We start from the raw sequence: 21,627 nt of genomic DNA, 5'->3' as shown, positions 1-21,627 counted from the left end.
TTAAATAAACCCCATTTGCTTCGCTTCAAAAGTTAGTTCTTCTCTAAATTTAGGATGCGCTATTGATATGAGTTGTTTTGCACGCTCAGAAATTGGCTTACCAAACATTTTCGCTACTCCATATTCTGTAACAATTGTATCAATATCGTTCTTAGACGTTGTAACGACCGATCCAGGGGAAAGTCTTAGTTGTATCCGAGAAATCTCATCATTTTTTGCAGTAGATGTCATACATACAAAGCCTTTTCCTTCCTTTGCAAAACGCACTCCTCTTGCAAAGTCAGCTTGTCCTCCCGTTGAGGAGTAATATTTTCCGGCAACCGTTTCCGATGCACATTGACCAAATAAGTCAACTTCTGTCGTAGCATTAATAGAAACGATTCGTTCTTCCTTTGCAATTTCCCTAGGATCATTAACTATACTTACTGGCAAAAATTGAACAGCAGGATTGTTATGCAAGAAGTTATAGATTTTATTGGATCCATGTGCAAAGGTCGCTATTATCTTCCCTTTATTTGTAAACTTTTGCGTCCCGTCTATTGCACCAGCTTCCACAAGATCCACTATTCCATCTACAAACATTTCTGTATGAATGCCTAAATGTCTATGATCTTTCAGTAAACTTACTACTGCGTTAGGAATGGAGCCGATTCCGATTTGTAAAGTGTCCCCATTTTGAATACTTTCTGCTACATAAGAAGCTATTCTCATATCCTTATCACCAATTGGCGGAGAAATATCTTCAAAAAGAGGACGATCGTTTTCAACAAAACCTTCTATTTGGCTTATATGTATTTGATTTTCACCAAATGTACGAGGCATATGTTTATTTACTTCTAATAGGAAAGGAACCTTTCCAATAAATTCAGACACAATGTCCGCTTGAGTACCTAGTGAAAAGTATCCATATTCATCCATCGGAGAAGCAACTGCCATAATCATCGATAAATTGGTCGATTGTCTTAAAATCTTCGGCATTTCGTGAAAATGATTTGGCACTAGGTCTACTAATCCTTGGTGAAACATATTCCGAGTAGCACCACTTAAAAAATAGGATACATGACTAAGCTTTCCAGGGAATGCACCTTCCATATACTTTCGATGCTTTAATGCGAGTAACTGATGAATTTTCACATTAGTTAAAGCATCCGTATTTTCTTCCAAAATATCAAGTAATTTATGTGGCTCTCCATTCGTTAACGGGAGAATGATATCGGCATCCTTTTCAATTAGTTCGATAATTCGCCTCTCCGATAGTTGTTTGTCTCTCATAGCTGTTCCTCCTACATTTATCTACTCGGGGCAGTATCAATAAAGGCTTTCACTTCCACCGGATTTCTTAATATACATATATCAACGTTACTTGCTTCTCTTAATACTTTTAATATACCTGGGCGGACATCTTTTGGAAAACGCCATACCCATTGAGCAAACTCTAAATCTATTTTTTCTTCACACCCGGCACCCATATCAGGACGTGTTTTACCTCTGTACTCCCATGCTCTCTTGAAAACTCGATACGTACAGAGGTACCGAGGAAAATCTAAGAAGATGATTAAATCTGCGTATTTAGCTCTTAATGCCAAAGTAGAGTCAAAATTGCCATCGATAATCCACTCATTTCCCTCTAGTTTGGTCTGAATTTTTTCGCGAAATGCTTGTTTTGGTGTAGGTACCCATCCGGGATTCCAAAAAAGGGCATCCAGATGGACAATTGGCAATTTCCATTGTTCAGCAAGCTTTCTTGATAAGGTCGATTTGCCTGCACCACTTGAACCGATAATAAGAATTCGTTTATGACGTAGATTCCCCAAGTCCTGCACCTCCCGTAGTTCCATTCTTTCATTTTACTATGTTATTGGGAATGAAACAAAATAAAACCTGCTCCATTTAAGGAACAGGTTTTATCTATTTAGTTAGTCTAATTCCAATTGTTTTGTTTCTGTACCAAGGAAGAGTACTGCTAAAACGCCAATTACTATGGCCACACAGAAAATGCCAAAGATAAAACCAATGTCGTATCCAGCAGTTACAAGAGTACCAACCAACAAAGGTCCTAAAATCCCGCCAATACGCCCAACGGATGCAGCCATTCCGGAACCAGTTCCGCGAATTACTGTAGGGTATTGTTCTGGTGAATAAGCATACAAAGCACCCCAAGCTCCTAAGTTAAAAAATGAAAGGAGCATACCTGAAATGATTAATATAGCTGTTGAATCAGCGGAACCAAAAACTAGTGCACTCGCTGCTGTTCCTAGTAAAAACGTTATCAGTACAAATTTACGACCTGCCTTTTCAATTAACCAAGCAGCTGTAAAGTAGCCAGGTAATTGAGCAAGAGTCATTATTAATACATATTCAAAACTTTTTATCAAATCGAATCCCTTCATTACCATTACACTTGGTAACCATAAGAACATTCCATAATACGAAAAGACTACCATAAACCAGACAATCCAAAGCATGAGTGTTCTTTTTGCATATTTTTTCGACCATACATCTTTCATATTTTGCATAATTGATCTTGATTGTGTTTCATTTGATACAAAACGCGGAGAGTCTGGTAACTTTAAACGTAAATAAATTGCATAAAACGCTGGTAGTGCCGTAATAATTAAACCTATTCTCCAACCGTAATTTAAAATTATAAAGTAAGAAATTAGTGCTGATAAAAGCCAGCCCGCTGCCCAAAAACTTTCAAGTAATACTACTACTCTACCTCGTTCTTTTGCTTCGACACTTTCAGAAACAAGCGTGGATGCAACCGGTAATTCTCCTCCTAGCCCCATTCCAACAAAAAATCGTAGAATTAAAAATGCAGCCAATGTAGTGGTGAGAGCTGATAAACCCCCTGCCACAGAGAACAAGACCAATGTAATCATAAATACTTTTTTACGACCTACTTTATCTGCAAGTACTCCAAATACCAATGCACCAACAGCCATCCCTATTGAATTTATACTTCCAATCCAGCCCATCTCACCAGGAGTCAAACTCCATTCGGTAGCAAGCGCTGCAATAACAAAGGATAGAATTCCTACATCCATTGCATCAAACATCCAAGCAAGACCCGCAATGCCAAGTAATTTATTTTTTGATAGGGGTTTGTGTTCCTTTATAGTAGCCATTTCCTTCTCCTGTCTTTACACCTGTAATGTTTTTTGTTTACATGATTAGTATAATGCTCGTTTAGCAAACTTTCAATAGAAAGTTTATCTTGTTTTTTAAGCTTTATTAAGGTAAAATGTCCTTTATACAAATACATATGTTTATTCAAGAAGAACAGAGAGGCGGAACACAACATGGCTTGGCAAGGTTTAATCGAAGAATACAAAGAGTTTTTACCTGTAACAGATAAAACACCAAATTTAACATTACACGAGGGAAATACGCCTCTTATAAAATTAAATAACTTGTCAAAAGAACTCGGTATTGAACTTTACGGAAAAGTAGAAGGTGCAAATCCTACTGGATCATTTAAAGACCGAGGTATGGTTTTCGCTGTTGCTAAAGCAATTGAAGATGGCAGTGAATGTGTCATTTGTGCATCTACAGGAAATACATCGGCAGCTGCATCAGCATACGCTGCTCGTGCAGGAATAAAATCGATTGTCGTCATCCCAAAAGGAAAAGTCGCACTTGGTAAATTAGCTCAGGCATGTATGTATGGAGCTAAAATAATTGAAATTGACGGGAACTTTGATGATGCACTACAAATTGTTAGGAAAGTTAGTGAAACATCACCCGTCGCTTTAGTTAACTCTGTCAATCCATATAGAATAGAAGGTCAAAAAACAGCTGCTTTTGAAATTGTCGACACTTTAGGCTCTTCACCTGACTTTCTGTGTATTCCAGTTGGAAATGCCGGTAACATAAGCGCTTATTGGAAAGGCTTCAAAGAATATAATGAAGTAAAACAATCAGGTCTACCTAAAATGTTCGGTTTTGAAGCTGAAGGCTCTGCTGCAATCGTTCAAGGTGCTCCAATTGCTAATCCAGAAACAGTTGCAACAGCGATTCGTATTGGGAATCCTGCAAGCTGGTCTTTAGCTGAAGCGGCACGAGACGAATCTGGTGGTATTATTGATTCTGTCACAGACGAAGAAATTCTAAACGCTTATCAATTAATCGCTAATCGCGAAGGGATATTTGTAGAGCCTGGATCTGCTGCTTCTTTAGCAGGAGTTATTAAATCAGTGAAAAGTGGAAAAATCTCCGCAGGAAGTAAAGTGGTTACTGTTTTTACTGGTAACGGTTTAAAAGATCCAGATACAGCGATGAATGTATCTACAGTTGAGTTAGTTTCATTAAAAAATGACGAGGAAGAAATTCGTCAATACATTGAGGGAGTTTTATGAGTAACAAATGGTCCATTTTAATACCTGCAAGCACCGCTAACTTAGGCCCCGGTTTTGATTCAATAGGAATAGCATTGGATAAATACTTAGAAGTAGACGTGGAAGTTTCTGAGAAATGGAAGATTGATAATTTAACAGATAATCTTCCAGAAGTACCAGATCCACAAAATCATTTAATCATGCAAGCTGCACAAAAAACTGCACAAATACACGGATTAGAATTACCTGCCTGCCACTTAGAAGTCAAAAGTGAAATCCCCCTCGCTCGCGGGATGGGGAGTAGTGCTTCTGCGATTGTGGCTGGAATAGAAGTCGCTAACCAAGTGCTCGATCTTCAGCTTACTTCACAAGACAAGCTAAAAGTAGCAACGTCAATGGAAGGACATCCTGACAATGCAGCTGCCTCTATTTTCGGTGGCTTTACTATTTCTTCTTGTGCTGAAAATGGAGAAATTCACGTATTTCATACAGCCAATATTGGTGCTGCTTTTGTTTTGTTCATTCCAAACTTTGAATTAAAAACAGAAAAAGCAAGAAATGCCTTGCCTGAAACTTATACACGTAAAATTGCAGCACAAGCAAGTGCTGCTGCAAATTTATTAATAGCCGCTCTTCTATCTCAATCGTTTGAACAAGCTGGTGTGTATATGGAACAGGATTTATTCCACGAACCATACCGTCTAAACCTTATTCCAGAAAGCAAAGAGATTAAAATTGCTGCGAAAAAAGCCGGTGCATACGGAACCTGTATAAGTGGAGCTGGACCTACCCTTCTCTCTTTGGTGGAAAGAGGAACAGAAGAAGACTTTATCTCTAAGTTAAGTGGTATATTCCCTAACTTTCAACTTGTACCAGTGTCAATCAATCGGACAGGAATTGTTGCATTAAAAAATAAAAAAGGCAGTGCGGTTCTCTCTTAATGAGAACTGCACTGCCTTTATACATTTGAAACATTTTCTTTTCTATGCCATTAAAACTAGACTAAGTGCCATTACAAGCATTCCAGCTACGACACCGTAAATAGAAGAATGCGCTTCATCGTATTTTCTTGCAGCTGGTAATAGTTCATCTAACGAAATAAACACCATAATTCCTGCAACAGCGGCAAATACTACACCGAAAACTACACCGTTTAAGAATGGCATTAATATTAAGTATGCAACAAACGCACCCACAGGCTCTGCAAGTCCCGAAAGAAATGATAATTTAAATGCTTTTTTACGATTTCCAGTCGCATAATAAATAGGAACAGCAACCGCAATCCCTTCTGGAATATTATGAATAGCTACAGCTATCGCTATGGCAATCCCTAGATTTGGATCTTGCAACGCAGAAGCAAATGTTGCAATTCCCTCTGGAAAGTTGTGTATTCCGATGGCGAGTGCAGTAAACATACCCATTTTCATTAGTTTTGTGTATTCAGCATTAGTTGGTGTCACATCCATATCTTCTACACTTTTAGCGTCATGTGGGTTACCAAGGGAAGGTAATAAACGGTCAATAATCGCAATAAAAATCATCCCACAAAAAAAACCAACAATGGTCATCCAATAACCATTTTTCTCGCCTAGCTCCGCTACTAATGAAACTTTTGCTTTCACAAATATTTCAACTAAAGATACATATATCATTACACCTGCCGAGAATCCTAACGCAACAGATAAAAATTTAGTATTTGTTCGAGAAGTTAACAAAGATAGCAAACTGCCTATTCCTGTTGCTAATCCCGCAAACAATGTAAGTAATAGTGCAAAAACAACATTGCCTTCCATTGTACCAACTTCTTTCTCATCAATGATTTCCACTTTATTATACGCATTAAGTTTCCTTGACACAACAATTTTCAATTGAAGAAAACATTAAAATGCAGTAGATTTTTTAATATACTCTCCAATATTTAACCAATCTTCTTCTAATATATCTCGATTAGATGGGCGGTAAAAAACTGCAGCTGGATGATACGTAGGCATTATAATATATTCCTCTGTAGACCATTTATATACACTTTCTTTTAGTGAAGCAAGGTGTTGGACTGGATGTTTTATGATTTGGCCATGCATCTCTGACACCCTTGCTTCCTTTCCTAATAGACGCTGGAGTCCTACATTGCCTAAAGTTACAATAACGAGTGGGGAAATATTTTTTAATTCAAAATCGAGAAGTGGTGCGTGAGCAATTATTTCCTGCTGAGTAGGTGGCCTATTATATTTTCTTTTCGTTATTTCCCCATTTCTCATTTTCTTCTCTTTCCACAAATATGGTCTGCTTCTTACAGCACTCGTCATATATACTTCATCTCTCGTTAGGTTGATTGTGGCAAGTGATTTTGCTAATTCATTCCCTGCTCTTCCTATGAAAGGTATACCTTCAACTGCCTCATTTTCTCCTGGCGCTTCCCCAATTAACATAATTGTAGGGGTTTGCGGCCCTCTCCCCTTAACAAAACCTTCTACAGGAAAACCTTCTATTCTCTTTTTACCAAGTTTAACTAGTTCATCTGGTAGCTCAAACATATACATTTGCTCCTTTTTTTATTCTACAAGTTAAAAAATCCTCTCCATAAAGGAAAGGACCCTTGTTTCTATTCTTTTTTAAAACTCTTTTTTCTCCATTCGTACCATAAGGCAACCACTACAAACCATGTATACCCTACCATCCATCCAGCAAACACATCTGAAGCATAATGACGACTCTCTGCAATACGGGATAGACCAATCATCATTGCAAGAAGAACAGCCAAAATCCACATAAAAATTTTGATTTTATTATTTGACTGATGCTCTGTCAATAAATAGGTAATGGTAAATACATAAAGTAAACCAACCATTGCATGGCCGGAAGGAAAACTAAAGGTCTCTAATTGATGAGGAACATCTGGTCGTTCTCTTTGAATCCACTTTTTTAATAATTGATTTAGCACATTTCCTACACCTACTGAAAATAAAACAAAGAGCATAGCTCTATAATTTCTTGAATGTAACCACAAATAGATAATTAATAGAAGCATAGCTACTAAAATAAACTTTGTTTCGCCAATATAATGAAATAAAGTTATAAAAGCATTTCCTGCAAGAAGTTCGGACATTGTATGATCAATTGCTATAATTTCTTCTTTTGAAACTTTTAGAAACAACATGACAAATCCTACCAAAGTAACTACTCCGAGTGGATAAAACCATTTTTTCACAAAATCCCCTCCTAACAAAAAGTATAAGCTAGATAATATATTATGTACAATTAAAATATAAGCATCCAATTAATAGAGCAATTCGGTTCGTTTATGGAGCGACTTAACATGAAGATTGATCGATTCTGCCGAAAAAAATCCACAAGGTACGTGTACCTTGTGGATTTCAAATTATTTACTTACTTTTACTTCATATACATTTTGGCTGGATTCAATAATATAATCAGGCTTTGGCTTTCCTATATTCGCTTTGTGACCAGCAATATGCTCGGGACTCTTCTCCCAATTCTTCCAGTCCTCTTCTGATCTCCAACCTACTACTACAAGGACTTCTTCTTCCCCACGGCGAACTTTTTTCACTAGAACTTCTAACTTTTCAAAGCCCGGTTGCTTTTCAAGTTTTCCTTCTCCTTGAAAACGTTCTACCACACTAGACGAAAAACCTTCTTTTATAACCATCCGTTTTATTTGGTAAAACATATTATTTAATTGCCTCTAGGACTGCATCAATTTTTGCATTTTCCGATTCAATACCGCCACCTGCTAAGTACCAAGCTTCTGGATCCAAATAATATACTTTACCGTTTTTAACAGCATTTGTTTTGCTTACGATTTCATTTTCAATCGCCGCTTTTGTGCCAGACTCACCCTCAGAGGCAACTGCATCACGGTCTACTACGAATAGGATATCTGGATTTTTCTCTAACACATATTCATATGAAACATTTTGACCATGTGTAGAAACTTCTAAATTTTCATCAACTGCTTTAAAGCCGTACACGTCATGTACTATTCCAAAACGTGAACCTGGACCATATGCACTTAGTTCACCTTCAGATGCAAGAACTACTAAAGCCTTTTCTTCAATGCTTTTTGTTTTCTCTGACATTTCTGCAACCTTTGCATCAATTTCTTCTAATGCCTTTGTTGCTTCTGCTTCTTTACCGAAAATTTTACCAGCTAACTCAGTATTAGCTTTGAATGAATTCATGTAGTCAGTAGTATCAACTCCAACATAAACAGTAGGAGCAATTTTACTTAATTCTTCATAAGCGTCTGCTTGACGACCAGAAATGAAAATTACATCCGGATTCATCGTGCTGATTGCTTCAAAGTCTGGCTCTTTTAGTGCTCCAGCATTTTTATATGCAGCTTCATCTGCATATTTGCTTAAGTATTTAGGAAGGCTGCTTTGAGATACAGCTGTTACATCAACGCCTAGTGCATCTAATGTATCAAGAAAACCATAGTCAAAAACAACAACATTTTCTGGTTTTTTATCTAGTGTTACTTCTTTATATCCCTCTGGTTGAGGAATAGTTAATGGGAAAACTGATGATGCTTCGTTTGATCCTGTTTTTTCTTCTGAAGTACCTTCTTCTTTAGTTGACGCATCTTCGTTTGATCCACACGCTGCAAGTAATAGAACTAGCATAGCGAAAATCACCGCTAAAAATTTCTTGTTTTTCATCTATTAAACGCTCCTTTTTCTTATGAATTAAAATAAACACAAATTCGACAGCTATTCATTTCTTGTATTGGAATATCCATGTCATAAATTTCTTTTAGTGCATCAGAGTTAATAATTTCATGAGTAGGACCGTCTTTGATCACACGACCGTCCTTCAATGCGACAATATAATCTGAATACACGGATGCAAAGTTAATATCGTGCAATACGATGACAACCGTTTTACCTAGATCTTCTACAAGCTTGCGAAGAATCTTCATAATTTGTACAGAATGCTTCATGTCCAAATTATTTAATGGCTCATCTAGCAAGATGTATTCCGTATCTTGAGCAATAACCATTGCGATAAAAGCGCGTTGGCGTTGACCACCAGAAAGTTCATCTAAATAGCTATCCTCGATATCAGCTAAATTCATATACTCAATAGCCTGGTCGACCATTTTCATGTCTTCTGCATTTAAACGTCCTTTAGAATAAGGAAATCGGCCGAATGACACTAGTTCACGAATCGTTAAGCGTACATTCATATAGTTTGATTGTTTTAATATGGATACACGTTTAGAAAACTCATCGGATTTCCATTTACTAACATTCGATTTATCTAGTAGAACTTCACCTGTGTCTGCATCCAATAAGCGGCTAACCATTGATAAAAGTGTAGATTTTCCAGCACCATTAGGTCCGATAAAGGATGTAATTTTTCCTGACTGGATATTAACACTTACGTTATCCACTACTGGCTTTTTAGAAAAATACTTTGTTACTTCTTTAACTTGTATCATGATGTAGCTCGACTCTCCTTTAGTAATAAATAAATGAAGTAAATTCCTCCGAGAAAGTTAATTATTACGCTCAGTGTTGTATCAAATGTAAATATACGTTCTACAATCCACTGTCCTCCAATTAGTGCTATTAAACTCATTATGCTAGCTCCAGTAATTAATACCGAATGCTTGTATGTGTTGAAGAATTGGTACGATAAGTTTGCGACGATTAAGCCAAAGAATGTAATAGGACCAACCAGCGCTGTAGAAGTAGCAATTAAAACAGCTGATAGTACGAGCATCGTTTTAACTATTTTGTCATAATCCACACCGAGATTAATAGCATTATCGCGTCCTAGCGACATTACATCCAACTCTCTAATCGTGCGCCAACCATATAGGATGGCTAAGACGATAATAACCATCGCTAACCAAACTAAATCACCGTTTACGTTGTTAAAACTTGCAAACATCTTATTTTGTAAACTTGTAAACTCGTTTGGATCAATAAGTACTTGAAGGAAAGTTGTAATACTTCCTAAAAATGTTCCTAATATAATCCCTACAAGTAGCAAGAAATAGATTGGGCGTTTCCCTGCGTTGAACAAAAAGCGATAAAGTAACAGAGCAAATCCGATCATTGCTATAACAGAAATAAAGAAATTATAGTTTTTGTTTATAACTAAAATCGACATTGAACCAAAGAAGTAATAAATACATGTCTGTACTAACATGTATAATGAATCCAGACCCATTACACTTGGAGTTAATATTCGATTATGTGTAATAGTTTGGAAAATTACCGTAGAATAAGCAATCGCTACTCCAGTAAGTCCCATCGCCAATACCTTTAAAGCTCGACGTGGCAATGCATAATCATAGCTTCCATTCAACCCTTGAAACAAATAAAGTACTATAAAAACTATTGCCAAAGCTAGTAATATAATCATTTTTGTTTTGTTACGCATATGCTTTCCCCCTAAACAGCAAGAATAGGAAGATTGCACTTCCGATTACACCAACTGTCATACTAATCGGGATTTCATAAGGAAAGATTAATACCCTACCTAGAATATCGCATATCAACAAGAAAATGACTCCTAGCAACGCAGTATGTGGTAATGTTTTTTCTAAATGATCTCCTTTAAATATGGATACTATATTTGGGATGATTAATCCTAAAAAAGGAATCATTCCAACTGTCAAAACAACAGTTGTAGAGATCAAAGCAACTAGCACTAAACCTAAATTTAATACTCTTTTGTAGGAAAGACCGAGATTTTTTGCAAAATCCTCTCCCATTCCTGCTACAGTAAAGCGATTAGCGTAAATATAGGCAATAATAAGTACTGGTACGCTTATGTAAAGCAATTCATATCTACCTTTTAAAATTAAAGAGAAGTCTCCTTGTAACCAAACGGTGATATTTTGAATTATATTTGATTTGTAAGCGAAAAACGTCGTTATAGAGGCTAAAATATTTCCAAACATCAGACCTACAAGCGGAACAAAAATTGCATCCTTAAATTTAATCCGATTTAGTATTTGCATAAAGAGCAATGTACCTGCTAGTGCAAATATAAATGCAAAAGATATTTTTTGCATATACGTTGCATTTGTAAATACAAGCATGGAGATTAAAATACCTAAGCGGGTAGCATCAAGCGTACCAGCTGTGGTCGGTGATACAAATTTATTTCTACTTAGACTCTGCATTATTAAACCTGCGATACTCATCCCTGCTCCTGCAAGTATTATGGCGATAAGTCTAGGTAAGCGACTAATGAGAAATATTTGTGTCTCCTCCGAAGTAATATCTAACAAATCCATTGGTGAGATTCTAGTTACACCAACAAAGAGAGATAAGAGAGAAAGTGCGACTAGTGCAATTACAAGATATCTTTTTTTCATAACTATCCTCAACATTTCTATTTGTGAAAGGGCGATAGTGAAAATCATTATCATTTACTCACAGTTTTTATTATAGCACCTTGACAAAACAAGTCAACGCTTAAATGAAAATGATTTTCAATTGATAATACACGTATATGCCAGTTCATCCTATTTTATTTACATGAAGCAATTTCATAATTCAAATTTACTTGAAAAACACGAACCAAATTAAAGGAAACTAAAGAAATATATATTTTAGTAATGTAAAGTATAGTTGATTTCCGTTATAGGCGGACGCTTTCCGCGGGGTGAGCGATAAACCATCACCGCCGCTACGCGCCGCTTGTGAGGTCTTATCTGTCTCACTCATCCCGCTGGAGTCGTCGCCTGCAGCTCCAATCAACAACGTGATATATGTTAGTGTATTTATGAAAAATTACTTTTTGAAATTAACTCATAGTTAATTTTACTATAAAAAATTTGTAAAACAAAAAGACTGCCTGAATTGTCGCTTTTTCGCAACATTTACAGCAGTCTTTTTCGCTATTTTTAATATCGACTTGACGCTTCGCATATACAGTTAAAGCTTAAATTTCTACCGCATTATCAATTACTTCTTGAGGAATAACAATTTCTTCTACTTGATTGAAATTAGAGAAGTCGGATTTCATATCTTGTTTCATATTCATTGTTTCTCCGTCGATTGTCATATCCATATCAAGAACCATATCTACTTTATTTGTTTGGAATGTCTCTTTATCAATATGAATTAAGTAGTTTACGGAATTAATAATCATATCCATTTCAATTTCTTCCACACCAACCATGTTTTGAAGAGCCTCATCCACTTGTTCTTTTACTAACTCGGTGAATTTTTCTCCAGACGCTTCTAAAGTAAGAATATAGTTGTCGTTATCTTGCTCAAAGGTGAAGTCTTCTAAATATCCTTCAATTTGTTTTAATTGATTTGATGGATTCGATTGATCTGTTGTGCTCATTAACTGATTCATCATTTCTTGAGGAAACTTCATCCATTGACCAGATTCTCCCTCATACGTATAAAAAGCATCCTTCGTTATATAGCTCTCCATCTTCATCTCTTGATTTCCCATATTTTCATCAGTAGATTTCATAGATGTTGTTCCAGTTTGGTGAATTTGTAATGGATCAATTATATAATCCATATCCATTAATGAATTAATGTCTAAATTTACGTCTTGTCCAGGCAATTGCATCGTTTGCTTCATATCAATTTTTGCTTTTACACTCTTTAATTCTTCTGAAGCTGCCATTGACTTATCATATACTTCTTGTAAAGTTAACTCACTTTTCTCAGTTACATCCTTCTCATTTGCCGGGGCAGCTGTTTCATTACACGCTGCTAAACCTAATGTTAATGTGGCTACAGCTAAAAGTGTCGACCATTTCTTCATATCGTTTATCATCCCTTCCCTATTGATAATAACTTTACGAGGAAAGTTAAGGAAAGGTTTCATTTATTTTCTATTAGTTTACTCCACGCATGTATCTTTGAATAAGTGGTGTTAAGAAGAATAGTAAAAATCCTATTCCAATTGCTACCGCACCTATGACCCCGAAGTAAAGAATTTCATTCTCTGGAGAATAAAATTTAACGACTTGTGCATTGATCGCTTGAGCAGAAGCACTTGTCATAAACCACAAACTCATCGTTTGTGCAGCAAATGCAGTTGGCGCAAGCTTAGTAGTTGTAGATAGACCAACTGGCGAAAGTAATAATTCACCAAGAACAACTAAAAAGAAACTCAATACTAGCCACCATGGACTAACAAGTGATTCAGTCCCATTTACATACGCTGGGATAATCATGACGATAAACGACAGACCACCAAATAATAGGCCGTATGCGAATTTTTTCGGTGTAGATGGTTGTCGATCCCCTAGTTTTACCCAAAGCCAAGCAAACACTGGAGCAAACCCAATGATAAATAACGGATTCAATGATTGGAACCATGCAGGAGATATCTCAAAAGAACCGATCGTTAAATCTACACGTTCGTCTGCATATACCGCCAAGATGCTTGATCCTTGTTCTTGAATTGCCCAAAACATCATCGCTGAGACAAATAACGGAATATACGCAAGTAATCTAGATTTTTCATCTACCGTTGTCTTTTCACTTCTATACATAACGATAAAGTAAAGCGTTGGAATAACAATTCCTAAGATAGATACGGTCATTGTAAATGCATCGAATGTCATAATACCTTGTTCAATTAAAAAGTATCCGATGATTAGAAGTAGTAATACTCCAACCCCAATTCTAGTGAATACTTTTTTGCGCTCTTCTCTTCCCATTGGATTTGGAGCATAAGAGCCGGCTAAACCTAAATACTTTTTCTTTGTAATTAGGAATACTATTAAACCAATTGCCATACCTATAGCTGCAATTCCAAATCCTAAGTGGAAATTATACTTTAGTCCAATTGTTCCGACAATTAAAGGTGCAATAAATGCCCCCATGTTAATACCCATATAGAAAATACTAAAGCCAGAGTCACGACGAGGATCAGTTTCTAAATACAAATCTCCGACGACACTAGAAACATTCGGTTTTAATAAACCCGTACCGACAATGATTAAAGCCATTGAAATAAATAATGGTGTCGTTCCACCAGGAAACGATAACACTATATGTCCAAACATAATGAGGACACCACCGTAAAATACGGTTTTAGTAGTACCAAAAAGTCTATCAGCAATCCAACCACCAATAATTCCAGACATATAAACTAATGAACCGTAGATAGCCATTATCGAGTTAGCTGTAGTACGATCCATCCCTAGTCCGCCTGCTGTTACTTCGTAGTACATATAATAAATTAATATCGCTCGCATTCCGTAGTAAGAAAAGCGCTCCCAAAACTCCGTAAAAAATAGAGACAATAAACCTTTTGGATGCCCAAAAAACCCTTTCTGCGGTACCGACTGAACTATTTCTTCTTTTGTAGCCATGTTTTATACCTCTCTTCTAATTTAGAAAACTCAAAGTAATCAAAAAGTTGTACAGATGTCCGACCTTTGAGTGTTGCTTATAAAAAACATATTATAAACTTCCCTTTTTTTATTGTCAAAAAACATTTACTTATTTCGAATTCTGAAATTATTCTATATAATAGTCGTTATGACATAGGAAAGGAGAGTAGATTTCTGTGCTTAAAAAGTTTTTTGCCTTTTACAAACCGCATAAACGATTATTCATTATCGACTTTAGCAGTGCAGTGTTCGTAGCTATTTTAGAACTTGCATTTCCGGTAGCAGTTCAATGGTTCATTGATGACCTTTTACCAGGTGGAGATTGGAATATGATAGTAAGGGTGAGTATTTTACTATTTATCGTATATATAATAAGTACATTTCTTCAATTTATCGTTAGTTATTTAGGTCATAAACTCGGTATAAATATTGAAACGGATATGAGACAGCAATTATTTAACCATGTACAACGGCAATCATTCCGCTTCTTTGACAATACAAAAACCGGGCATATTATGAGCCGGATTACAAATGACTTATTTGATATTGGTGAGCTTGCCCATCATGGTCCCGAAGATTTATTTATCGCCATTATGACATTGATCGGTGCCTTTGCAATTATGTTCAACATTAATCCAGAGCTCGCAGTGATCGCCATCATTATGGTCCCGTTCTTATCTATTGTTGCTACATACGGAAATATTATGATGAACAAAGCATGGAAGAACATGTACGGTAAAATTGCAGACGTAAATGCTCGCGTTGAAGATAGTGTATCCGGTGTTAGAGTAGTACAATCTTTTACAAATGAAAACTTTGAAATTGCTCGCTTTAAAGAAGATAACGGTCAATTTCGACTAGCAAAACTTATTGCTTATAAAGTGATGGCTGGAACACATTCCAGCATCTATATGATGACTCGCCTTGTAACATTGGTAGTCTTGGTTGTAGGAGCATGGTTCAAATACAAAGAGATGATTTCCTACGGAGAGCTAGTAAGTTTTGTTCTTTATGTAAACGTGTTAATAAAACCAGTAGATAAAATTACTGCACTTTTAGAACTGTATCCAAAAGGAATGGCCGGATTTAAACGCTTTTTAGAACTTGTTGAGCAGGATCCTGAGGTTCAAGACCGACCGAATGCATTAAATGTATCTCATTTGAATGGAGACATTGAGTTTGAAAATGTCAGCTTTCGCTATGATGAGCATAAATCAGTGCTCGAGAATATTAATTTATCGATAAAAGCTGGAGAAACCGTTGCATTTGTTGGTCCCTCTGGAGCTGGTAAAACAACTATATGCTCGCTCATTCCTCGTTTTTATGATGTGAATGAAGGTGCAATCTCTATTGATGGTTTAAACATCCAGGATGTTACGATGCAATCTTTACGTTCTCAAATTGGTATCGTTCAACAAGATGTATTTTTATTTACTGGTACAATTCGAGAGAATATTGCGTACGGTAAAAAAGAAGCATCGGAAGAAGAAATTCAGGATGCAGCGAGAAAAGCACATTTGGAAGATTTTATTAGTTCGCTTCCAGATGGATATGACACACAAATCGGTGAGCGTGGACTTAAATTATCAGGAGGACAAAAACAACGTCTAGCAATAGCTCGCATGTTCCTTAAAAATCCTCCAATTTTAATTTTGGACGAGGCAACTTCTGCCCTTGATACAGAGACAGAAAAAATCATCCAAAAATCTTTAATGGAGCTTGCAGAAAATCGTACAACCCTTATTATTGCCCATCGTCTTGCAACCATCCGTGATGCGGATCGAGTAATTGTTGTAACCGATGACGGAATTGCAGAAGATGGTTCGTATAGTGAATTAGTAGCGCAGGATGGAATTTTTGCCAGACTTCATAATATTCAGTTTCACGAATTATAAGATTCTAATTACCAATAGAAAAAGGTTGTTCGCAAGTAAAAATCCTACTTGTGAGCAACCTTTTTTTATCACTACTCGGCATATACAAACTCTAGAAAACGGTTGTAATCGGGTTGTTTTAACTCTACTTTTACAAGAGTACCCTCTTCTTCATAAGAGGTGGACATAATAGAGGCATGCTCATTTAAATATGACACGATATCTCCTCGATCAAATGGTACGAGTAAAGAACATTGTACATAATTAGAAAAAATATGCTTTTTAATCAATTCGAGCAGCTCGTCTAAACCCGTTCCTTCTTTTGCAGAAATCCAAATATTATTGCCGGATACATGAGGATACTTTAATTCTGCCAAATCTGATTTGTTATATACATAGATAGTTGGTACATCTTCTACCCCGACAGCATGTAAGGTTTCGTTTGTAACCTCCATCATATAGCGGTGCTCTTCATTCGAAACATCTACCACATGGAGAAGTAAATTTGCATTTCGAGCTTCTTCTAACGTTGAGCGGAAAGCTTTGACAAGATGATGAGGAAGCTTACTAACAAATCCTACCGTGTCAGTTAATAAAAACTCTTTCTGATCCTGCAATTTTATTTGCCGAACAGAAGTTTCTAATGTCGCGAAAAGCATATCCTTTTCAAATACTTGCTTCGATTCTTCTTGACCAATTTTATGAAGAAGTTGATTCATAATAGTGGATTTACCAGCATTTGTATATCCAACTAGTGACACAACTGGTATGGCATTTTTCTTCCGTTGCTTTCTTTGTGTTTCTCGTTGGTCCTTTACATGCTCTAGCTCACGTTTTAACTTAGCAATTTGGTCTTCAATTTTACGTCTATCTAGCTCCAACTTCGTTTCCCCAGCACCACGGTTTTTAAATCCGCCGCCAGTTCCCCCACCCTGTCTACCAAGTGATGCTCTTAGTCCTACTAAACGTGGTAACATATATTGGAGCTGGGCAAGCTCTACTTGCATTTGTGCTTCATTCGATTTAGCTCGACGTGCAAAAATATCTAAAATAAGCATCGTACGATCGATTACCTTACATTCTAATTCTTTTTCTAAGTTACGAATTTGGGACGGTGAAAGTTCATCATTAAAAATGACAAGATTTGCTCCTGCTTCTTCATAGAAGTTTTTAATCTCTTCCACTTTACCTGTACCAACATAATGGGATGACGTAACTCTTTCAAGATTTTGTGTCACTTCTCCTACAACTTCCACATTTAACGCTTTAGCTAAGTTATGTAACTCCTCTAATTCATATTCAAAATGCTCGTCACTTTGCAAATTGACAGCGACGACAATCGCCTTTTCTAATAATTCATCCAAACTGATTCCCCCTATTCGCAAAAACAATAAGTCCCTTGCTCATAATAAATCGGCTCCTGCTTTCCGTGGCCATTTACATATATACAAGCAAGTCTTTCCTGTTCTCCTGTCTCAAGCTTTTTAAAAACTAAATTTGTATTAGCTAGTAGTAATGTTTGGTTATCTTGTTCTTTTATCTCAAAGTAGTTTTTCCATTTATCCATTACTTCCCGAGGATTCCTCACATGAAACTCACAAGTTGAAATAGTCAACTCTAAATTACTATCCACTATTGTTCCATCCTCTTGTAATAATTGATAGCGTTCTTCATCATCTTCCTGCCATTCAATGAAGAACGGACTCGGTAAATCGTTACTTATTTCTTCCTTTACGAAAAGCATTTTCCACTTACGAACCAAGCCACTTGTCGTTTTTCTTTCAGCATGTAAAACTCCGGAGGTTTCTATACCTTTTCGTTCGAGTTGATTAAATAGACTCTCGATGTTTTCAGTTCGAATACAAACTGTTCCAAAACCTGGTTTAGTTTTCAAATCATGTAGTAGAAGATTGATTAATGGATGATTTGCATTTAATGCAATTTCTTCATTTTCTAGTGCAAGCCATTCAATATAACTAGTTTTTGTGTAAAGAAGCGCATTATACGTACCCCATCGCGTATGCTGTCCTCCTATAACAGCATGAAACCCATTACCTTTCCACTCTTCTACAACTTCTGTTGGTTTTTTTGTTACAAGATGAACAATGTGATCTAAATACATGAATACACCTCTAATTCTTTAAATTTCCTTTGTAATAGTATACAACAAATCCAAAAAGCATCGCTTATAAAAATGATGGTCTATAAGGTCTTTTCAAATCTCTTCGTTGATTTCCACTTCTAGCACCTAGTAATAAAATAACCGTTCTAACTACTGCGAAAGTTATAATAAAAATCATTACAAAAAGCGTCAATCCTCTTGGATCAACGCCTGCTAGTTATTAGAAATTAACTTTAATCTTTAATTTTGAGTGGCTCCCGTTTCATCGTAAAACATTATCTCCCATTGATGACCATCTATATCTTGGAAACTCCAAACATACATAAAACCATGATCAACAGGCTCATATGATTCTTTTCCACCGGCTTCCAATGCTTTATTTACAATTTCATCTACTTTTTCTTTACTATCTGCCGATAATGCCAAAATCACTTCAGCACTGTTCTTTGTATCTGAAATTTCTTTTTTCGTAAATGTTTTAAAATAATCTTTAACTAACAACATAACATAAATATTTTTATTTATGATCATACACGTTGCATTGTCATCGGTCATATTTACATCAAATTCAAATCCAATCTTCGAAAAAAATTCAACTGACTTTTTAAGATCTTCTACAGGTAAATTAACAAATATATTGTCTGCTTTTAAACTCAATCTCTGTCACCTCATATTAATTTTTTAACTTATATATGGACCATTCAATTTAAAAATTTACTCTTAATTTTTCACCTTACTATTCATTACCCTTCTAGACTCCAATTATTCAATCATCCTATCCATCAAGTAAGCGGTACTTTCCCATCACCTTCATACATTAGACGATAAATGAGAAAATGTGACATTTTCCACGGTAAAAATTTTTACGTAAAATAATATGTGCTACCGCTAGATTCCCCACTTTTATTTGTCTCTTCCATTATTGAATATGCATCTATACTTTTTATGTCTATTTCCCAGGAAATATGTCGCTAATTATTACACTTCAATTTTCTCTTTCGACATTTCTCTTAACAGGAACTTTTGAATTTTACCAGAAGCCGTCATTGGGTATGAATGGATAAACTCCACATACTTTGGTATTTTATGAAACGATATTTTCCCTTTACAGTACTCTTTTAAATCCTCTGAAGTTATGCTTTCACCAGCCTTCAAAATGACCCAAGCCATTAGCTCTTCTCCGTATTTGGCATCAGGCACCCCAACTACTTGCACGTCTTGAATAGCAGGATGCTGATATAGAAACTCCTCTACTTCTTTTGGGTAAATATTTTCTCCACCACGGATTACCATATCTTTGATGCGCCCTGTAATATCGATGTAACCATCTTCATCCATTATGGCAATATCTCCTGTGTGAAGCCAGCCATTCGAATCAATAGCAGATTTTGTTGCTTCTTCATTTTTATAATAGCCTTTCATTACAAGGTAACCTCTTGTACATAGTTCTCCTGGGACTCCTGCCGGCGCTTCTTCTCCTGTCACTGGATCGATAATCTTAACTTCAACTCCAGGGTGTGCTTTACCGACAGAGGAAACCCGTTTTTCAATCGCATCATCTGTTTTTGTTTGTGTAATAACTGGGGATGATTCTGTTTGTCCGTATGCAATTGTAATTTCGGATGCCCCCATATCTTCCATCACTTTTTTCATGACTTCTATTGGACAAATGGAGCCTGCCATAATCCCAGTACGGAGTGTAGATAAATCAAACTGAGTAAATTTTGGATGGTTTAACTCTGCTATAAACATCGTTGGTACACCATGTAAGGCTGTACACTTTTCATCTTGTACAATTTGCAGTACTTTCCCTGCCTCGAACTGTTCCACTATGACCATTGTAGTGCCATGAGTAACCGATGCAATCGTGCCCATCACACAGCCGAAACAATGAAAGAATGGAACAGGAATACATAGACGATCATGTTCCGAAAGATGAATATAATCTCCAACAAGTTGTCCGTTATTGATTACATTTTTGTGCGAAAGCATCACACCTTTTGGAAAGCCTGTTGTTCCAGAAGTATATTGAATGTTAATCACTTCTTCATTATTAAGTGTTTTAAACGTTTCATCTAAAGTTTCATCTGATACTCCTTTTCCATGAGCAAGTAATTCCGACCAAGTATAGATTCCAGGATACTGATTTTCGCTCATCACAATGACACGTTTAAAATGAGGAAGTTTATCAGATTGAATATTCCCTTTTTCCGAGTGATGAATCTCAGGACAAACCGATCTCAAAATATCTAAATAGGAAGTACCTTTAAAAGACTCACATAAAATTAGGGTAGTAGAATCAGATTGTTGTAATAAATATTCTAACTCTTTTTCTTGATAGTTCGTGTTCACAGTAACGAGTACTGCCCCCATTTTCCCAGTCGCAAACTGACTTAGTAGCCACTCTCTTTTGTTGTCTGACCAAATTGCAACATGTTCCCCTTTTTGAATCCCCATGCCAATAAAAGCTTTTGCTAGCTCGTCAGTTTCTTCATCGAATTCCTTATAAGTTTTTCGGATACCGTGCTCTGGGTAAACATATGCTTCTGTTTCCGGATACTTTCTCGCTGCTTCTTTAACAATTTCTCCTACTGTTTTTTCATTTAACAAACAAATCTCCCCTTTGATTGTTTATATGCAGTATCATTTTATCATAAAATTCTGAATAAATAATAGTGTTAAAAAATTACTAGTTTACTTGACAGGACGCTGAAAAGTGGTAAAATCCTAATTACTTCAGTGATTGAAAGCGTTGAATCGCGAAAGTGAATTAAATAAGAGTGATTGTCATAGTAGTCTGCATGTTTACAGAAAAAAGAGACTGAACGGTTGGTGAAAGTTCAGGTAGAATGACAGATGAATTACAACAATTTTTAAAGCTCTTTTTGAAATGAAGTGGTTGGGTATGAATGGCCCAACAAATAGGGTGGTACCGCGGAGATT

The 21,627-nt window shown here is 36.3% G+C and carries 20 protein-coding genes; 3 read left to right on the top strand and 17 right to left on the bottom strand.

What is annotated here, in order from left to right; genetic code table 11:
• The 3 genes from AM499_RS18680 to AM499_RS18670 form a co-directional block, all read right to left on the bottom strand.
• Positions 1-1,272, bottom strand: a complete 1,272-nt coding sequence (locus tag AM499_RS18680; protein ID WP_053591614.1) for an acetyl-CoA hydrolase/transferase family protein — start codon at positions 1,270-1,272, stop codon at positions 1-3.
• A gap of 17 nt (positions 1,273-1,289) precedes the next feature.
• Entirely contained in the window at positions 1,290-1,814 is a 525-nt protein-coding gene (locus AM499_RS18675) for a DNA topology modulation protein (RefSeq protein ID WP_442853776.1), read from the bottom strand.
• A gap of 102 nt (positions 1,815-1,916) precedes the next feature.
• Positions 1,917-3,128, bottom strand: a complete 1,212-nt coding sequence (locus AM499_RS18670) for an MFS transporter (protein WP_053591612.1) — start codon at positions 3,126-3,128, stop codon at positions 1,917-1,919.
• A gap of 174 nt (positions 3,129-3,302) precedes the next feature.
• Here AM499_RS18670 and thrC point away from each other — a divergent pair, with 174 nt between their 5' ends.
• Both thrC and thrB read left to right on the top strand, forming a co-directional pair.
• Entirely contained in the window at positions 3,303-4,358 is a 1,056-nt protein-coding gene (gene thrC / locus AM499_RS18665; protein WP_053591611.1) for a threonine synthase, read from the top strand.
• Positions 4,355-5,278 carry a homoserine kinase gene (thrB, locus tag AM499_RS18660; protein WP_053591610.1) on the top strand — a complete coding sequence of 308 codons (924 nt, stop codon included), beginning with the start codon at positions 4,355-4,357 and terminating at the stop codon, positions 5,276-5,278. Before thrC ends, thrB begins: the two co-directional genes overlap by 4 nt.
• Positions 5,279-5,320: 42 nt before the next feature.
• On the opposite strand, the gene zupT is transcribed toward thrB, so the two are convergent.
• From zupT to AM499_RS18610, 10 genes are all read right to left on the bottom strand, one after another.
• Positions 5,321-6,130: a zinc transporter ZupT gene (gene zupT / locus AM499_RS18655; protein WP_053592286.1), complete on the bottom strand. Its 810-nt coding sequence runs from the start codon at positions 6,128-6,130 to the stop codon at positions 5,321-5,323.
• 87 nt (positions 6,131-6,217) lie between these two features.
• Entirely contained in the window at positions 6,218-6,871 is a 654-nt protein-coding gene (locus AM499_RS18650) for a uracil-DNA glycosylase (RefSeq protein ID WP_053591609.1), read from the bottom strand.
• A 68-nt stretch (positions 6,872-6,939) separates the two neighbouring features.
• On the bottom strand, positions 6,940-7,545 hold the full coding sequence (locus AM499_RS18645) for a phosphatase PAP2 family protein (protein ID WP_053591608.1): 606 nt from the start codon (positions 7,543-7,545) through the stop codon (positions 6,940-6,942).
• Between the two features lie 171 nt (positions 7,546-7,716).
• On the bottom strand, positions 7,717-8,025 hold the full coding sequence (locus tag AM499_RS18640; RefSeq protein WP_053591607.1) for an antibiotic biosynthesis monooxygenase family protein: 309 nt from the start codon (positions 8,023-8,025) through the stop codon (positions 7,717-7,719).
• A 1-nt stretch (position 8,026) separates the two neighbouring features.
• The gene (locus tag AM499_RS18635) at positions 8,027-9,016 is read right to left on the bottom strand and encodes a siderophore ABC transporter substrate-binding protein (RefSeq protein ID WP_053591606.1); all 990 of its coding nucleotides are present in this window, start codon (positions 9,014-9,016) and stop codon (positions 8,027-8,029) included.
• Positions 9,017-9,036: 20 nt separating this feature from the next.
• Positions 9,037-9,798 carry an iron ABC transporter ATP-binding protein gene (locus tag AM499_RS18630; RefSeq protein WP_053591605.1) on the bottom strand — a complete coding sequence of 254 codons (762 nt, stop codon included), beginning with the start codon at positions 9,796-9,798 and terminating at the stop codon, positions 9,037-9,039.
• On the bottom strand, positions 9,795-10,748 hold the full coding sequence (locus AM499_RS18625) for an iron chelate uptake ABC transporter family permease subunit (protein WP_053591604.1): 954 nt from the start codon (positions 10,746-10,748) through the stop codon (positions 9,795-9,797). The genes AM499_RS18630 and AM499_RS18625 overlap by 4 nt, the downstream gene beginning before the upstream one ends.
• Positions 10,741-11,691 carry an ABC transporter permease gene (locus AM499_RS18620; RefSeq protein ID WP_053591603.1) on the bottom strand — a complete coding sequence of 317 codons (951 nt, stop codon included), beginning with the start codon at positions 11,689-11,691 and terminating at the stop codon, positions 10,741-10,743. Before AM499_RS18620 ends, AM499_RS18625 begins: the two co-directional genes overlap by 8 nt.
• 569 nt (positions 11,692-12,260) lie before the next feature.
• Positions 12,261-13,106 carry a DUF6612 family protein gene (locus AM499_RS18615; protein WP_156316831.1) on the bottom strand — a complete coding sequence of 282 codons (846 nt, stop codon included), beginning with the start codon at positions 13,104-13,106 and terminating at the stop codon, positions 12,261-12,263.
• A 73-nt stretch (positions 13,107-13,179) separates the two neighbouring features.
• A complete protein-coding gene (locus AM499_RS18610) occupies positions 13,180-14,667 on the bottom strand; it encodes a peptide MFS transporter (RefSeq protein ID WP_053591601.1) in 1,488 nt (495 codons plus the stop codon).
• A 197-nt stretch (positions 14,668-14,864) separates the two neighbouring features.
• On the opposite strand from AM499_RS18610, the gene AM499_RS18605 reads away from it, so the two are divergent.
• Positions 14,865-16,583: an ABC transporter ATP-binding protein gene (locus AM499_RS18605; protein WP_053591600.1), complete on the top strand. Its 1,719-nt coding sequence runs from the start codon at positions 14,865-14,867 to the stop codon at positions 16,581-16,583.
• 71 nt (positions 16,584-16,654) lie between these two features.
• Here the strand turns inward: AM499_RS18605 and hflX are convergent, their stop codons facing one another.
• From hflX to AM499_RS18585, 4 genes are all read right to left on the bottom strand, one after another.
• The gene (gene hflX / locus AM499_RS18600) at positions 16,655-17,926 is read right to left on the bottom strand and encodes a GTPase HflX (protein ID WP_053591599.1); all 1,272 of its coding nucleotides are present in this window, start codon (positions 17,924-17,926) and stop codon (positions 16,655-16,657) included.
• Positions 17,927-17,937: 11 nt separating this feature from the next.
• Positions 17,938-18,684, bottom strand: coding sequence for a VOC family protein (locus tag AM499_RS18595; protein WP_053591598.1), 747 nt, complete (start codon positions 18,682-18,684; stop codon positions 17,938-17,940).
• 240 nt (positions 18,685-18,924) lie between these two features.
• Positions 18,925-19,341 carry a VOC family protein gene (locus AM499_RS18590; protein WP_053591597.1) on the bottom strand — a complete coding sequence of 139 codons (417 nt, stop codon included), beginning with the start codon at positions 19,339-19,341 and terminating at the stop codon, positions 18,925-18,927.
• Between the two features lie 321 nt (positions 19,342-19,662).
• The gene (locus AM499_RS18585; protein WP_053591596.1) at positions 19,663-21,294 is read right to left on the bottom strand and encodes an AMP-binding protein; all 1,632 of its coding nucleotides are present in this window, start codon (positions 21,292-21,294) and stop codon (positions 19,663-19,665) included.
• Between the last annotated feature and the right edge of the window lie 333 nt (positions 21,295-21,627).

The sequence above is a fragment of the Bacillus sp. FJAT-22090 genome (genome assembly GCF_001278755.1).
Taxonomy (GTDB): Bacteria; Bacillota; Bacilli; order Bacillales_A; family Planococcaceae; genus Psychrobacillus.
This window is presented reverse-complemented; position numbering and strand designations above follow the sequence as displayed.

Bases quoted from the DNA above. Each gene is read 5' to 3' on its own strand.
- AM499_RS18680 (WP_053591614.1), bottom strand. From the start codon at position 1,272: ATGAGAGACAAACAACTATCGGAGAGGCGAATTATCGAACTAATTGAA.
- AM499_RS18670 (WP_053591612.1), bottom strand. From the start codon at position 3,128: ATGGCTACTATAAAGGAACACAAACCCCTATCAAAAAATAAATTACTT.
- thrC (WP_053591611.1), top strand. From the start codon at position 3,303: ATGGCTTGGCAAGGTTTAATCGAAGAATACAAAGAGTTTTTACCTGTA.
- thrB (WP_053591610.1), top strand. From the start codon at position 4,355: ATGAGTAACAAATGGTCCATTTTAATACCTGCAAGCACCGCTAACTTA.
- zupT (WP_053592286.1), bottom strand. From the start codon at position 6,130: ATGGAAGGCAATGTTGTTTTTGCACTATTACTTACATTGTTTGCGGGA.
- AM499_RS18650 (WP_053591609.1), bottom strand. From the start codon at position 6,871: ATGTTTGAGCTACCAGATGAACTAGTTAAACTTGGTAAAAAGAGAATA.
- AM499_RS18640 (WP_053591607.1), bottom strand. From the start codon at position 8,025: ATGTTTTACCAAATAAAACGGATGGTTATAAAAGAAGGTTTTTCGTCT.
- AM499_RS18635 (WP_053591606.1), bottom strand. From the start codon at position 9,016: ATGAAAAACAAGAAATTTTTAGCGGTGATTTTCGCTATGCTAGTTCTA.
- AM499_RS18630 (WP_053591605.1), bottom strand. From the start codon at position 9,798: ATGATACAAGTTAAAGAAGTAACAAAGTATTTTTCTAAAAAGCCAGTA.
- AM499_RS18625 (WP_053591604.1), bottom strand. From the start codon at position 10,748: ATGCGTAACAAAACAAAAATGATTATATTACTAGCTTTGGCAATAGTT.
- AM499_RS18620 (WP_053591603.1), bottom strand. From the start codon at position 11,691: ATGAAAAAAAGATATCTTGTAATTGCACTAGTCGCACTTTCTCTCTTA.
- AM499_RS18615 (WP_156316831.1), bottom strand. From the start codon at position 13,106: ATGAAGAAATGGTCGACACTTTTAGCTGTAGCCACATTAACATTAGGT.
- AM499_RS18610 (WP_053591601.1), bottom strand. From the start codon at position 14,667: ATGGCTACAAAAGAAGAAATAGTTCAGTCGGTACCGCAGAAAGGGTTT.
- AM499_RS18595 (WP_053591598.1), bottom strand. From the start codon at position 18,684: ATGTATTTAGATCACATTGTTCATCTTGTAACAAAAAAACCAACAGAA.